Genomic DNA, 13,703 nt, shown 5'->3' on the forward strand with positions numbered 1-13,703 from the left:
CGCTCTTCCGATCTCGCGGCCGAACACCGCGCCCTGGCCCAGGCGGTTGACCTTTCCACCTTCAGCCCGGCACAGCCTGACCTCTTCCGGAACGACGTGATGTGGCCCTATTTCGAGCGCCTCCGGAAGGAGAGCCCGGTCCACTTCACGCCGGACAGCGACTACGGCCCCTACTGGTCGGTGACCAAGTACAACGACATCATGGCGGTGGACACCAACCATCAGGTTTTCTCTTCCGAGGGCGGCATCACGATCTTCGAGCAGGTCGGCGGCGAGGGTCCACTGCCCATGTTCATCGCCATGGACCCGCCCAAGCACGATATCCAGCGCAAGACGGTGACCCCGGCGGTCTCCCCGACCAACCTCGCCCTGCTTGAGCCCCTGATCCGCGAGAGGGCCGGAAAGATCCTCGACAGCCTGCCCATCGGCGAGACCTTCGACTGGGTCGACAAGGTCTCGATGGAACTGACCGCCATGACCCTCGCCACCCTCTTCGGCATGGACCAGTCGGACCGGCGCAAGCTCACCTACTGGTCCGACGTGGTGACGGCGGTGCCCGGGCACGGGCTGATCGACACAATCGAGCAGAAGATGCAGATCTTCTTGGAGTACCACGCCTATTTCACCGAGCTGTGGAACCAGAGGGTCAACGCCGAGCCGACCGGCGACCTCATCTCCATGCTGGCCCATGGCGAGGCCACCCGGGACATGAGCCCGCGGGAGTACTTCGGCAACGTGGTCCTGCTGACCGTCGGCGGCAACGACACCACCCGGAACACCATCACCGGGTCGGTCTACGCCCTGAACAAGAACCCCGACCAGTACGCCAAGTTGCGCGCCAACCCCGAACTGATCCCCTCCATGGTCTCCGAGACCATCCGCTGGCAGACTCCCCTGGCCCACATGCGCCGGCGCGCCCTGGCCGACTACGAGCTGGGCGGCAAGCAGATCCGCAAGGGCGACAAGGTCGTCATGTGGTACGTCTCCGGCAACCGGGACGACGAGGTCATCGAGAACCCCGACGCCTACATCATCGACCGTCCACGGCCCCGCCAGCACCTGTCCTTCGGCTTCGGCATCCACCGCTGCGTGGGCAACCGCCTGGCCGAGCTCCAGCTGCGGGTGATCTGGGAAGAAGTCCTGAAGCGCTTCCCCGAGATCGTCGTGGTCTCCGAGCCCAAGCGGGTCTTCTCGACCTTCGTCAAAGGCTACGAGTCCATGCAGGTGGTGATCCCTCGCAGGCTCTAGGATCAGGCTGAAGGTCAACAGCCCCTCAGCAGACCCCCTCCGGCCCGCTGCGCGGTCCACCTCCCCCTGGTGGGGAGGAATGATACAGCAATTGCTCCCCCAAGGGGGAGCTGTCGGCGAAGCCGGCTGAGGGGGTCAAAGGCGCTTCAGTTCTCCCTCGGCGCGGCGTTCAGCCCAGTTTGCGACGGAAGAGACTGTTGAGACGCTCCCAATGACGCTCGGCCGCCGCCTTGTCGTAGACGGGGCGCTGCGGGAAGGCAAAACCATGCTTCGTACCCGGATAGGTCTCCACCTCGGCGTCCACCCGATCGGCCTTCAGCGCCTCCGAGAGTGCGTCGACCGTCTCGGGCGGCGCCCAGACATCTTCCTCGGCGCAGGCGAAATACAACTCGGCCCGGGCCAGGCGGGACGTACGGTGCGGGCTGTCCTCCGCCTCGGTGACCAGGTGGGTGCCGTAGACCGAGGCGGCGGCGAAGACGCGTTCGGGATGCCGGGCGGCGAGGCTGATCGCGTAGCGACCGCTCATGCAGTAGCCAACGGCGCCGACCCGGCTGACATCGGCGGCCGGATCGGCCCCGGCAAAGGCCAGGAGCCCCTCGGCGTCGGACATGACCAGGTCGATGTTCAGGCTGTCCATAAGCTGGAACATATGCTTGCGGGCCGGATGGTCGGGATCCGGCGGGATCGGGCCAAGTTCCATCACGCCCGCCCGGTAGTAGAGGTTGGGAAGGAGCACGTAGTAGCCGCCGGAGGCCAGCCGCCGCGCCATGTCGCGCAGTTCCTCGCGAATGGCCGGCGCATCCATGAAGAAGAGGATCACCGGGTGCGGGCCGCCGCGCTCCGGATGGACGATGAAGGTGGTGGTCGCCCCGTCACGGGTAACGATGTCTGTCTGCCGCTCGATCATTCAGGGCTCCATGGCGGGTGTCAGAGAATCAGGAGGCAGGACCGCGCCAGGGAGACCCGCGTCAGTTCCCGGCGGCGGGCGAAGATCTTCATCGCCTCGGAGGTCGGATCCCGGCTGGCCTGCCATTCGCCCAGGTCCCTGTAGCGGGTCATCAGCAGCAACCGGCGGGCGCCCTGGCTGCGGTCGATCTCCGTCTCTTCGGCCAGGAAGAGGCCGAAGATGCGGGCCTCGAAGCGGGCCTCGAAGTCGGGCCAGGCCTCCACCGACAGGGAGACGAACGCGTTGACCGTGCCGGCGTCAATGTTGAACCAGTTATGGACGTAGACCCCGCCGGCCTGAGGTTGGGCCCCTTCCGCCGGACGGGCGGTTGGCGTCAGCCGGGTCCGGAGGGTGGAGACAGAGCCCTCGACCCGCGTGGCGGCCAAGGCGGCTTCGCCTTCTAGCAGGGGAAAGAGGGCGAGCACGACGTTCGAGGGAAAGCCCAGCGAAGGCGCAAACACCGCGAGAGGCGGTGTCGGGGTCGCCCGGAGCCGGGCGACCGTCTGCGTGACCGCATCACCTTCCCGCCCGACGCTGACCTCGAGATAGTCAAACACTCCGTCCTCCGGGCCTCGCCTGCGGAATCGTCGGTGAAAACCTGCGAGCAAGTCGCAGGAGACACAAGCGAAAAGCCCGGGAAACCTTAGAAGTTCGCTCGCTGGGAGATTCCGCCGTCGACCACCAGGTTTATTCCGGTCGTAAAGGCCGATCGCGGGCTGCAAAGGAAGACGGTCGCCGATGCAATTTCTTCCGGCGTCGCCATGCGTCCGGTGGGATTGCGCTTGAGCATCTGCTCGAAGAAGGCCGGCATCGCCGCCTTGACGTTGCCCCAGACGCCGCCCTCGAAGAAGACCGTACCCGGCGAGACCACATTGCAGCGCAGGCCCTTGGGTGCGCCCTCCCTCGCCACGCCCTTGGCGAAGTGGATCTGGGCCGCCTTCATCGCCCCGTAGGCGGATGGCGCAGCCGCCTCGGCGGCCGAGACGGACGAGATCAGCACCACGGCGGCGTCGCCGGTCTTCTGGGCCGAGGCCTCCAGGAAGGGGCGGGCGGCGTCCAGGGCGTTCACCGCGCCGAGGATGTCCACCTCGAACATGGCCTTCCAGTCCTCGGGCCGGGCGCCCTGCACCAGGGCGCTGGCGTTGGAGACCAGGATATCGACACCGCCAAGCGCTTCGGCCGAGGCCTTCACGAAGGCCTGGAGCGCGGCGCCGTCGGCGATGTCCACGGCTTGGCCAAAGGCCCTGACCCCCCGGGCCTGGAGGTCTGCGACCGCCGCGGCCACCTCATCCGGCTTGCGGGCGCAGATGGCCACGTTGACCCCCTCCTCGGCGAAAAGATCGGCGATCGCCCGGCCGATGCCGCGGGTCGCGCCCGTGACGATGGCGGTCTTGCCCTTGAGTCCCAGATCCATGTCGCTCTCCCTCAAAGGCGCGCGCATTCCTTGTGGCGCAGCCCGGTTCAGGCGCTATGTAAACCGGCCGCCCCGGAAAGCCGAGATGCTCGACCAGTTTGACCCGCGACTTGACGCCGATTTTCCCGCCGTGGACCCGGCCGTCCTGCGGGCCCGGTTGGAACCCCTTCTCCCGGCCGGAGGTTTCCTGACCCGGTTGGAGGCGTTGCGTCCCTACGAGAGCGACGGCCTTCCCGCCTACCGGGCCCTGCCCGCCGCCGTAGCCCTGCCGGAGACCGTGGAGCAGGTGGCTGCCGTTCTCAGGGCCTGCCGGGACCTTGGCGTTCCGGTGGTCGCCCGGGGCGCGGGCACCGGCCTGTCCGGCGGCGCCCTGCCCTTCCCCGGCGGCGTCCTTCTGGTCCTGTCCAAGTTCTCCCGCATCCTCGGGATCGACCCGGTCGCCATGACCGCCCGGGTGCAGCCGGGGGTCCGCAACCTCGCGGTCTCGGAGGCGGCGGCGCCCCATGGCCTGTTCTACGCCCCGGACCCTTCATCCCAGCTGGCCTGCTCCATCGGCGGCAATGTCGCGGAGAATGCGGGCGGCGTGCACTGCCTCAAGTACGGCCTGACAGTGCACAATATCCTCTCCGCACAGGTGGTGACCCTGGATGGCGAGATTCTGACCCTGGGCGGTCCGGCGAGCGATGCCGCCGGCTACGACCTCATGGCCCTCTTCACGGGGTCGGAAGGACTCCTGGGGGTGGTCACCGAAGTGCTTTTGCGCCTCCAGCCCCTGCCCGAGACCACCCGATTGATCCTCGCCGCCTTTGACGATGTCGGGCGGGCCGCCGGGGCGGTGGCGGCCATCATGGCGGCGGGGGTGGTGCCGGCGGGCCTGGAGATGATGGACGGCCCGGCCCTGCGGGCGGCGGAGGACTTTGCGAAGGCCGGCTACCCCCGCGACGCCGCGGCCATCCTGCTCTGCGAGATCGACGGCCAGGCCGAGGATGTCGCCGAGGAAATCGAGCGGGTCTCAGGCCTCCTGCGGGACTCCGGCGCCACCGAGGTGCGCATCGCCCGGGACGAGGCCGAGCGCCGACGCTTCTGGGCGGGCCGCAAGGGCGCCTTCCCGGCCATGGGACGCCTCGCTCCCGACTACTACTGCATTGACGGCACCATTCCCCGGAAGGCCCTGCCCTTCGTCCTGGCCGAGATGGGCCGGTTGGCGGAGGTCCATGGCCTTGGGGTGGCCAATGTCTTCCACGCGGGTGACGGCAACCTGCACCCCCTGATCCTCTACGACGCCAACCTGGAGGGCGACCTCGAAAAGGCCGAAGCCCTGGGCGGCGCCATCCTGGAGCTCTGCGTCTCTGTGGGCGGCTCCATCACCGGCGAGCACGGCGTTGGCCGGGAGAAGATCAACCAGATGTGCGTCCAGTTCAGCCCGGCCGAGGTCAACGCCTTTCACGCCCTGAAGGCCGCCTTTGACCCCGCCGGCCTGCTCAATCCCGGCAAGGCCATCCCCACCCTCGCCCGCTGCGCCGAGTACGGCGGCATGCACGTGCACAACGGAGCCCTTCCCTTTGCCCACCTCGAACGGTTCTGACGCCGACCTGACGGCGGCCCTGGCCGAGGCGGTGCGGGGGGCGGCGGCGGACCGTCGTCCGCTGGAGATCCGCGGAGGCGGGACCCACGCCGGAATGGGACAACCCGTCTCTGCGACCCCTCTTGAAATGACGGGACACCGGGGAGTGGTCGACTACGATCCCGCCGAGCTGGTCCTGACAGCACGGGCGGGCACGCCTCTTTCGGAGATCGAGGCCCTTCTGGCGGAGAACGGCCAGATGCTGGCTTTCGAGCCGCCACGCCTAGGCCCGGGCGGGACCCTCGGCGGGGCGGTGGCGACGGGCCTGCCCGGCCCCCGGCGGCCCTTTACCGGCGCCTTGCGCGACTTCGTCCTGGGGGCCCGGATCCTGGACGGGCGCGGAGAGATCCTGCGGTTCGGCGGGACCGTTTTCAAGAATGTAGCCGGGTTCGACGCCTTCCGCCTGATGGCCGGGGCCCACGGCACCCTCGGCGTCCTGCTGGATATCTCCCTGAGGGTCGTCCCACGCCCCGCAGTGGAGGCGGCGAGAGTCCTGGAGACGCCCTCCGCGGAGGCCCTGGCGATGCTGGCGGACCTGATGCGCCGGCCCCTGCCCCTGTCGGGCGCCTTCCACGATGGTCGCCGGCTGCACCTGCGCCTGTCCGGCGGTCGCGCGGGCGTGGACGCCGCCGTCGCCCGGATCGGCGGCGAGGCGGCGGACCCGGCGGCTTGGGACGCCATCCGGGACCTGACCCATCCGGTTCTTGCGGGGCCAGGGGGGCTATGGCGGATCGCCCTGCCCCGGACTGGCCCGTCCGGAGACTTCGCCAGCCTGCCCTGGGACCAGGGCGGCGGCGTCCGATGGCTCGTGGCGGAGGCGCCTCCGCCCGAGGCCTGGGCGCAGGCGGCGGCCCTCGGCGGGCATATCGAGCGAATCCGGGGGGCGGCGGGCCCCGCCTTCCAGCCCCTGTCGCCGGGGCTTCTCGCCCTGCACCAAAGGGTCAAGGCGGCGCTGGATCCTGACGGCCTCCTGAACCCCGGCCGGATGTACGCGGAGATCTGAATGCGCACCCGCCTGCCCGACACCCTCGCCGGAGAGGCCCGCGAGATCGCCGAGACCGCCCTGCGGGCCTGCGTCCACTGCGGCATGTGCAACGCCACCTGCCCGACCTACCAGCTGACCGGCGAGGAGCTGATGGGGCCCCGGGGCCGCATCTACCTGATGAAGCAGGCGCTGGAGGGCGAGCCGGTCACGGAGCTGACCCGCGAGGCCCTGGACGCCTGCCTGGGCTGCCGCGCCTGCGAGACCACCTGCCCGTCCGGCGTCCAGTACCATCGCCTCTTCGAGGTCGGCCAGGCCGCCGTCCTGGAGGCCGCGCCCCGCCCCGCCACCGGACGACTGCAGCGGGCGGCGATCCGCGCCCTGGCCCTGTCGCCGGTCTTCGGCATGCTGTCCGGCCTGGGCCGCGCCCTGCGCCCGCTCCTGCCCGGAGCCCTGAAGGACAAGGTCCCGCCCCCTCCCGGGCCAGCCGCACGCCCCCCCGTCCGCCATCAGCGGCGGATGGTCCTGCTGACCGGTTGCGTCCAGTCGGGGGCCGCCCCCCACTTCAATGCCGTCGCCGCCCGGATCCTCGACCAGTTCGGGATCACCCTGGTGGAGGCGCCCCAGGCGGGCTGCTGCGGCGCCGTCCCCGGCCACCTCGACGCCCGGGACCAGGCCCGGACGCTGGCGCGACGCAACCTGGACGCCTGGGCCCCCCACCTGGAGGACGGCGCCGAGGCGGTGCTCGTGACCTCATCGGGGTGCGGGACCTACCTCCATGACTACCCGGATCTCCTGAGGGACGACCCGGCCTACCTCGACCGGGCCCGTCGGCTGGCGGCCCTGGTGCGCGACCCGGTGGAAGTCCTGGAGACCCTGCCCCTCGCAGCCGCCGCGCGTCCCGCCCAACCGCGGATCGCCGTCCACGAACCCTGCTCCCTCCAGCACGGCCTGAAGCTGGCGGGGCGTATTCCCGCCCTTCTCCGGCGGCTGGGCTATGATCCCCAGCCGGTGGCGGACAGCCACCTCTGCTGCGGCTCGGCGGGCGCCTGGTCCCTGCTGAATCCCGAGATGGCCGGGCGCCTGCGTGACGCCCGGCTGGAAGCCCTCCACGCCGGCGAACCCGCCGCAGTCTATACGGCCAACATCGGCTGCTGGATGCACCTGTCGGCCGGCGCCCCCGCTCCCCTGAAGCATTGGCTGGAGGCGGTGGAGGACGTCCTGCCCCGGGCGCGTTGACAGCTCGCTGCGGCGGACGTCTCATGGTCCACCAAGGCGGCCCCGAAGCCGCCGCGACGGGAGGATCTCGCGATGGCCGACTTCGGCGCCCAGGACAACGTGGCCTTCCGGGCCGAGGCCCGTGACTGGCTTGAGGCCAGCTTTCCGCCTTCCCTGAAAAACCGCCATGACATCGCCGCCTCCGAAGCGCCTGTGCCTGTTGAGGGTGACTACGCGATTTGGAAGACCCGTATGGGAGAGAAGGGCTGGGGCGTTCCCACCTGGCCGGCAACCTATGGCGGCGGCGGCCTCTCGGCGGCGGACGCGCGCATCCTGCGCGAGGAGATGTCCCGCATCGGGGCCTGGAACCCCATCGGCGGCATGGGGGTCATGATGTTCGGGCCGACCCTCCTGGAATTCGGGACCGAGGACCAGAAGCAGAGGCACATCCCCCCGATCGTCCGTGGGGAACTGCGCTGGTGCCAGGGTTACTCGGAGCCCGGCGCCGGGTCGGACCTGGCCTCCCTGCAGACCCGGGCCGAAGACAGGGGCGACCACTTCCTGGTCAACGGCCAGAAGATCTGGACCTCGGGCGCCCAGTACGCCGATTGGTGCTTCTGCCTGGTGCGCACCGACGTCAGCCGCAAACACGAGGGCATCTCCTTCGTCCTGATCGACATGCGCACTCCCGGAGTCGAGACCCGCCCGATCCTGCTGATCTCGGGCTCCTCGCCCTTCTGCGAGACCTTCTTCACCGACGTGAAGGTGCCCAAGGAAAACCTCGTCGGCCCGCTGAACGGCGGCTGGACGGTGGGCAAGCGCCTGCTCCAGCACGAGCGCAACGGACTATCGGGCGGCGGCGACGGACGGCCCCGCTTCGACACCGGCCACCTCAGGGACGTGGCCCGCCGGTACTTTGGTCAGGAGGAAGACGGCCGGCTGTCGGATGCCGACTTCCGCACCCGCCTCGCCGTCCACGACATGGACGCCCGAGCCTACGCCCTGACCCTGCGCCGGGTCGCCCTGGAGGCGCGCAGCGCCAATGGCCCCTCGGCGGCGACCTCGATCATGAAAAACGCCAACTCCCGCATCATGACCGACCACTGCGAGATGATGATCGAGGCAATGGGTCTGTCAGGCTCGGGCTGGTCGGGCGAGGACTTCACCGACGAGGAGCGGGAGGCCGGGCGCATCTACCTGCGGATCAAGTCCAGCACCATCGCCGGGGGCTCCTCCGAGGTGCAGAACAACATCATCTCGAAGCGGATCCTGGGCCTGCCTGACCCGAGCAGCCACACCTACTGAAGGCGTGAAGGTTGGTAGGCCGGCTGGGACTCGAACCCAGGACCATCCGATTAAAAGTCGGATGCTCTACCACTGAGCTACCGGCCCTCGCGCGGCGCGGGAGCGCCGGTCGAAGCGGCGCGGACCATAGGGCGGGGGCGATGTCGGGGCAAGGCCATCGGAAAGTCTGGTCAGGGGCGCCGGATGGCGCCAGAGTCTTTGCCATGAAGCTCCTTCTGCCAGTCCTGCTTGCGGTGACATTGTCCGGGTGCGCGACCATGACCGCTCCTGTCCGAGGGGAGGTCGAGGACGGCGTGCAGGTGACCCAGGACGGGTTGGGGACAGCCCTCGCTTCTCCCCTGCGCGACGTCAATCTGGTGCGGGAGGCCATTCCCACGGTGCTCCAGGATGCAGCCCGCGCGCCCTATGCGCGGCCGGAACCCATGACCTGCGCCAGAATCTCGGCGTTGATCCTGCCGCTTAACGGGGCCCTGGGTCCGGACCTCGATGAACTGGTCATCGACGAGACAGGCCTGGGGGAAAGAGGCGGGGAGGCCGCCCTCGACGCCATTGCAGACTTCGCGTCCAGTGCGATCCCTTTCAGGGGATGGGTGCGGCGACTGTCCGGCGCCGCAGAGCACGAACGGCGTGTACAGGCGGCGATCAACGCCGGCGAGGCCAGAAGGGCTTACCTCAAGGGCCTTGGGGAACAGCTGAAGTGCGCCGCTCCCGCCGCACCGATACGCAAGAAGTCGGGATCAAGGCGCTAGGCGGACGCGACGCCCTGGCGCCCGCAGCCAGAAAGCGCACTGGAGTCCGGGCGCTGCCGGCGCCCTACGTCCCGGGGCTTTCGCCCCTGTTCACCGCCGCGGAAGGACAGGCGTTGGATGGGATGAGAGGCTCCGCTTTCGGAGGAGTTGTCTGCGGAATGCGCGGTGGTGGGCTAGGACCCCGGCTGGAGCCGGGCGTGGAAATCCTTCCGGAAGGCGCCGAACCGCCCCTCTGCAATCGCTGCGCGCATGGCCCCCATCAGGGCCTGATAGAAGGCGATATTGTGCCAGGACAACATGACCTGACCGAGGATTTCCTCTGATTTTACGAGATGATGGAGATAGGCCTTCGTGTAATCCCGTGAGGCCGGACACTCGATGGTCGGGTCAAGAGGCGTGTCGTCCTCGGCGAACCTGGCGTTCTTCAGGTTGACGGGGCCAGCCCAGGTCCAGGCTTGTCCATGGCGGCCGGAGCGGGTTGGCAGGACGCAATCGAACATGTCGACACCGCGGGCGACCGCCTCCACAAGGTCTACCGGCTTGCCGACTCCCATCAGATAGCGGGGCCGGTCTGCAGGCAGGAAGCCGGGTGCATAGTCGAGCACCCTGCACATGGCTTCATGGCCCTCCCCCACCGCGAGGCCGCCGATAGCGTAGCCGTCAAAGCCCGCTTCGACGAGGCGATCCGAGGACTCCCGGCGCAGATGTTCGAAGGTCGATCCCTGCTGGATCCCGAACAGGGCCTGTCCCTCCCTCTCGCCGAAGGCGGTCTTGGAGCGGCGGCCCCAGCGGTCTGAAAGGCGCATGGCGGCGGCGGCGGCGGGCTCCTCCGCCGGCCAGGAGACGCACTGGTCCAGCTGCATCACGATGTCGGCGCCCAGGCGGTTCGCCTGGATCTCGATGGAGCGTTCCGGGGTCAGGACGTGCCGCGAGCCATCGATATGACTGCGAAAGGTCACGGCCTCTTCCTTCACCTTCGAGATGCCGGCGAGGGACATGACCTGGAAGCCGCCGGAGTCGGTCAGGATCGGGCCTTCCCAGCGCATAAAACGGTGAAGCCCGCCAAGCCGCTCCAGGCGCTCCGGTCCCGGGCGAAGCATCAGGTGATAGGTATTCCCCAGGATGATGTCGGCGCCGGTGGCGCGGACCTGGTCGACCGTCAGAGCCTTGACGGTCGCCGCAGTGCCCACCGGCATGAAGGCCGGGGTGCGGATATCCCCCCGCCTGGTCCGCAGGACTCCCGTCCGGGCGGCGCCGTCGGTTGCGGCGATATCGAAGGCCGGGGCGCTCACTCTGCCCTCCAGAGCAGGCTGGCGTCGCCGTAGGAGTAGAAGCGGTAACCCGATGCAACGGCGTGCGCATAGGCGGCCCGCATCTCCTGCAGCCCGGCGAGGGCGCTGACCAGCATGAAGAGGGTCGACTTTGGCAGATGGAAATTGGTCATCAGGGCGTCCGTGACCCGGAAACGTCGCCCCGGCGTGATGAAGATGTCGGTTTCGCCGGTCCAGGTTTCAAGTCGGCCGTCCTCACCTGCAGCGCTCTCAAGAAGTCGCAGGGAGGTGGTGCCGACGCACACCACCCTTCCGCCTGCCGTCCGGGCGGCGTTGATCTGGTCAGCGGCCTGGGGCGTGATCTCCCCCCACTCGGCGTGCATGCGATGCTGGCTGACGTCCTCGGTCTTCACCGGCAGGAAGGTGCCGGCTCCGACATGCAGGGTCACCCGGGCGAGGCCGACGCCCTCCGCCGCGAGGCGTTCGAGGAGTTCGGGGGTGAAGTGCAGTCCGGCCGTGGGCGCGGCGACCGAGCCTTCCTGGCGAGCATAGACGGTCTGGTAGTCGCTGCGGTCGCGATCGTCCTGCCGTCGCTTCGAGGCGATGTAGGGCGGCAGGGGCATTTCACCGACCCGGGCGATGGCGGCGTCAAGGTCTGGACCCGAGACAGCGAAGTCGAGGGTGAACTCCCCGGCCTCGCCCTTCTCGACGACCACGGCGGACAGATCGCTGAAGCGGAGCTCATCCCCGGGGGCGACCTTCTTTCCGGGCCTCATGAAGGCCCGCCAGGTCGCGTCCGACACCCGCTGGTGGAGGGTGGCCTCCACGGCGATGTCCGACCCTTGCCTGAGTCTGCGCCCCTTCAACCGGGCCGGAATCACCCGGGTCTCGTTGACCACGAGGACATCGCCCCGGCGCAGCAGGGACGGAAGGTCCCGGACCTGATGGTCGGAGAGGACGCCGCCCGGCCGGACCTGGAGCAACCGGGCGGAGTCGCGTGGCTCCGCAGGCCGCAGGGCGATGCGGTCTTCGGGAAGCTCGAAGTCGAAATCCGAGAGCTGCATGGACGGGGCTGATGCCTGCGGCGATCCCCGCGCGTCAAGCGGTCAGGCGTCCGCAGCCACCTTCATCGAGACAATCCTGCCCGGGGCGCGAGGCGGCTCGCCCTTGGGCAGGGCGTCGATGTGCTCCATCCCCTCGGTCACCACGCCCCACACCGTGTACTGGCCGTCGAGGAAGGTGGCGTCGTCGAAGCAGATGAAGAACTGGCTGTTGGCCGAGTTCGGGTTGTTGGTCCGAGCCATGGAGCAGACGCCGCGGACATGGGGCTCACGGGAAAACTCGGCCGGCAGGTTGGGCTTGGAAGAGCCGCCCATTCCGGTTCCGTGGGGACAGCCACCCTGCGCCATGAAGCCGGGGATGACGCGATGGAAGAGGACACCGTCGTAGAAGCCCTCCCGCGCCAGTTCCTTGATGCGGGCGACATGCTGGGGCGCCAGGTCGGGACGGAGCTGGATGGTGACCCGGCCAGTCTCTGTATCGAGCAGAAGGATGTCTTCGGGTTCCATTACTTCACCTCCGAGGGAATGCTGATGGCGCAGGCCGTGAAATCTGCGCCTAGACCCGCCCTGACACGGGCCACCTCGGCGGCGAACCAGGGACTGCGGGGATCGATGACGCGCACCTTGGGGCGCGAGCCGGGCGGCATGTCGGCCAGAACCTGGACCTTTGTCATGGTGTCCTGTGGCGGATCCACAGGCTCGCCAGTCTTGATCACCCGCACGACGTCGAGGCCTGAGATGACCCGCCCAAAGGCGGTGTATCGCTTCTCCAGGGAAGGATAGGCCTGGCGCATGAGGAAGAACTGGCTGTTGGCGCTATCGGGCGCGCCACCCCGGGCCATGCCCGCAACACCGGGGCAGAAGAGGGCCCATCCCGAGATCCGGCCGTCCGCCGTCATCGGCATGAGTTGGGAGCTCTGGGTCATCACCGGCAGGGGGCCGATGAAACCGATCTCAGCCACCGCCTGGTCCGCCACGCGGACAAAGGGCGTGTCCATTCCTCTCCGGAAGGTGAACTCGGCCGCAAGGTCCGGCAGGTCGCTGCCGCCCGTACCATTGTCCCTGGGATCCCCGGTCTGAGCCATGAACTGGTCAATGACCCGGAAGAAACTCCGTCCATTGTAGAAACCCTGGCGCGCCAGATCCCTCACCCGCACGACATGGGCCGGCGCAGCGAGCGGCACGAGCTCAAGCAGGATGCGTCCCTTGTTCGTGTCGATGACCAGAACGTCCTGGGGATCCGGCGAACGGAAGTCTGAGCCAACGGGCGGGGCGGGCGACGACGGCGCAGCAGCCGCCTGGGACGACGTCGCCAGGGCAAGGACGAGGCATGCGGCGACGCCGGTTCTGACAGCGGACTTCAACGTCCCACCTTGGCCAGCAGGGCTTCCTTTACCCGGGGGCTGACGAACTTGGTGACGTCGCCTCCCAGGGTGACGATCTCCTTCACCAGCTTGGAGGCGATGGCCTGATGACGAGGATCCGCCATCAGGAAGACCGTCTCGATCTCGCGGTCCAACTGCTGGTTCATGGCGGTCATCTGGAACTCGAACTCAAAGTCGGCCACGGCGCGCAGGCCACGGACAATGACATTCGCCCCAACCTCCCGCGCAAAGTGCATGGTCAGGCCCTCGAACGGCTGAACGACGATCTCGGCGCCGCCGGCCAGGGCCGCCGCTTCCGCCTCGACGATGGCGACCCGTTCCTCGAGAGTGAACATCGGGCCCTTGCCGGTATTGATGGCGACACCGAGAACCAGACGATCGACGAGCTTCACGGCGCGGCCGATGATGTCGGTATGGCCGTTATGGATCGGATCGAAAGTCCCCGGATAAAGCCCCACACGCTTCGCCATCGAGGTTCCCCCAACTTAAACGCGACTTCG

General features: G+C 68.6%; 14 protein-coding genes and 1 tRNA gene. 6 read left to right on the forward strand and 9 right to left on the reverse strand.

Annotated elements, in window-relative coordinates; genetic code table 11:
* Positions 1 to 33: 33 nt before the first annotated feature.
* Positions 34 to 1,248, forward strand: coding sequence for a cytochrome P450 (locus INE98_RS01310; RefSeq protein WP_293535998.1), 1,215 nt, complete (start codon positions 34 to 36; stop codon positions 1,246 to 1,248).
* A 169-nt stretch (positions 1,249 to 1,417) separates the two neighbouring features.
* Here INE98_RS01310 and INE98_RS01315 read toward each other — a convergent pair whose 3' ends face one another.
* The 3 genes from INE98_RS01315 to INE98_RS01325 form a co-directional block, all read right to left on the reverse strand.
* On the reverse strand, positions 1,418 to 2,155 hold the full coding sequence (locus INE98_RS01315) for a dienelactone hydrolase family protein (RefSeq protein ID WP_293535967.1): 738 nt from the start codon (positions 2,153 to 2,155) through the stop codon (positions 1,418 to 1,420).
* 20 nt (positions 2,156 to 2,175) lie between these two features.
* Complete coding sequence (locus INE98_RS01320; RefSeq protein WP_293535968.1) at positions 2,176 to 2,751, reverse strand: hypothetical protein; 576 nt, start codon at positions 2,749 to 2,751, stop codon at positions 2,176 to 2,178.
* An 86-nt stretch (positions 2,752 to 2,837) separates the two neighbouring features.
* A complete protein-coding gene (locus INE98_RS01325) occupies positions 2,838 to 3,608 on the reverse strand; it encodes an SDR family NAD(P)-dependent oxidoreductase (protein WP_293535969.1) in 771 nt (256 codons plus the stop codon).
* A gap of 85 nt (positions 3,609 to 3,693) precedes the next feature.
* Here INE98_RS01325 and INE98_RS01330 point away from each other — a divergent pair, with 85 nt between their 5' ends.
* The 4 genes from INE98_RS01330 (at position 3,694) to INE98_RS01345 (ending at position 8,737) form a co-directional block, all read left to right on the forward strand.
* The gene (locus INE98_RS01330; RefSeq protein WP_293535970.1) at positions 3,694 to 5,193 is read left to right on the forward strand and encodes an FAD-linked oxidase C-terminal domain-containing protein; all 1,500 of its coding nucleotides are present in this window, start codon (positions 3,694 to 3,696) and stop codon (positions 5,191 to 5,193) included.
* Entirely contained in the window at positions 5,171 to 6,235 is a 1,065-nt protein-coding gene (gene glcE, locus INE98_RS01335; RefSeq protein ID WP_293535971.1) for a glycolate oxidase subunit GlcE, read from the forward strand. Before INE98_RS01330 ends, glcE begins: the two co-directional genes overlap by 23 nt.
* Positions 6,236 to 7,453: a glycolate oxidase subunit GlcF gene (gene glcF / locus INE98_RS01340; protein ID WP_293535972.1), complete on the forward strand. Its 1,218-nt coding sequence runs from the start codon at positions 6,236 to 6,238 to the stop codon at positions 7,451 to 7,453.
* Positions 7,454 to 7,525: 72 nt separating this feature from the next.
* Positions 7,526 to 8,737: an acyl-CoA dehydrogenase family protein gene (locus INE98_RS01345; RefSeq protein WP_293535973.1), complete on the forward strand. Its 1,212-nt coding sequence runs from the start codon at positions 7,526 to 7,528 to the stop codon at positions 8,735 to 8,737.
* 12 nt (positions 8,738 to 8,749) lie between these two features.
* On the opposite strand, the gene INE98_RS01350 is transcribed toward INE98_RS01345, so the two are convergent.
* A tRNA-Lys gene (locus INE98_RS01350) sits at positions 8,750 to 8,824 on the reverse strand.
* A 116-nt stretch (positions 8,825 to 8,940) separates the two neighbouring features.
* Here INE98_RS01350 and INE98_RS01355 point away from each other — a divergent pair.
* On the forward strand, positions 8,941 to 9,486 hold the full coding sequence (locus INE98_RS01355) for a hypothetical protein (RefSeq protein ID WP_293535974.1): 546 nt from the start codon (positions 8,941 to 8,943) through the stop codon (positions 9,484 to 9,486).
* 173 nt (positions 9,487 to 9,659) lie between these two features.
* Here INE98_RS01355 and tgt read toward each other — a convergent pair whose 3' ends face one another.
* The 5 genes from tgt to coaD are packed head-to-tail and all read right to left on the reverse strand — an operon-like array spanning position 9,660 to position 13,673.
* The gene (gene tgt / locus INE98_RS01360) at positions 9,660 to 10,778 is read right to left on the reverse strand and encodes a tRNA guanosine(34) transglycosylase Tgt (protein WP_293535975.1); all 1,119 of its coding nucleotides are present in this window, start codon (positions 10,776 to 10,778) and stop codon (positions 9,660 to 9,662) included.
* Complete coding sequence (gene queA, locus INE98_RS01365) at positions 10,775 to 11,821, reverse strand: tRNA preQ1(34) S-adenosylmethionine ribosyltransferase-isomerase QueA (protein ID WP_293535976.1); 1,047 nt, start codon at positions 11,819 to 11,821, stop codon at positions 10,775 to 10,777. The genes tgt and queA overlap by 4 nt, the downstream gene beginning before the upstream one ends.
* Positions 11,822 to 11,863: 42 nt before the next feature.
* Positions 11,864 to 12,325 carry a peptidylprolyl isomerase gene (locus tag INE98_RS01370; protein WP_293535977.1) on the reverse strand — a complete coding sequence of 154 codons (462 nt, stop codon included), beginning with the start codon at positions 12,323 to 12,325 and terminating at the stop codon, positions 11,864 to 11,866.
* A complete protein-coding gene (locus INE98_RS01375; protein WP_293535978.1) occupies positions 12,325 to 13,182 on the reverse strand; it encodes a peptidylprolyl isomerase in 858 nt (285 codons plus the stop codon). The genes INE98_RS01370 and INE98_RS01375 overlap by 1 nt, the downstream gene beginning before the upstream one ends.
* The gene (coaD, locus tag INE98_RS01380) at positions 13,179 to 13,673 is read right to left on the reverse strand and encodes a pantetheine-phosphate adenylyltransferase (protein ID WP_293535979.1); all 495 of its coding nucleotides are present in this window, start codon (positions 13,671 to 13,673) and stop codon (positions 13,179 to 13,181) included. Before coaD ends, INE98_RS01375 begins: the two co-directional genes overlap by 4 nt.
* Between the last annotated feature and the right edge of the window lie 30 nt (positions 13,674 to 13,703).

Origin of the sequence: Phenylobacterium sp. (genome assembly GCF_020253645.1) — a bacterium.
GTDB lineage: Bacteria > Pseudomonadota > Alphaproteobacteria > Caulobacterales > Caulobacteraceae > Phenylobacterium.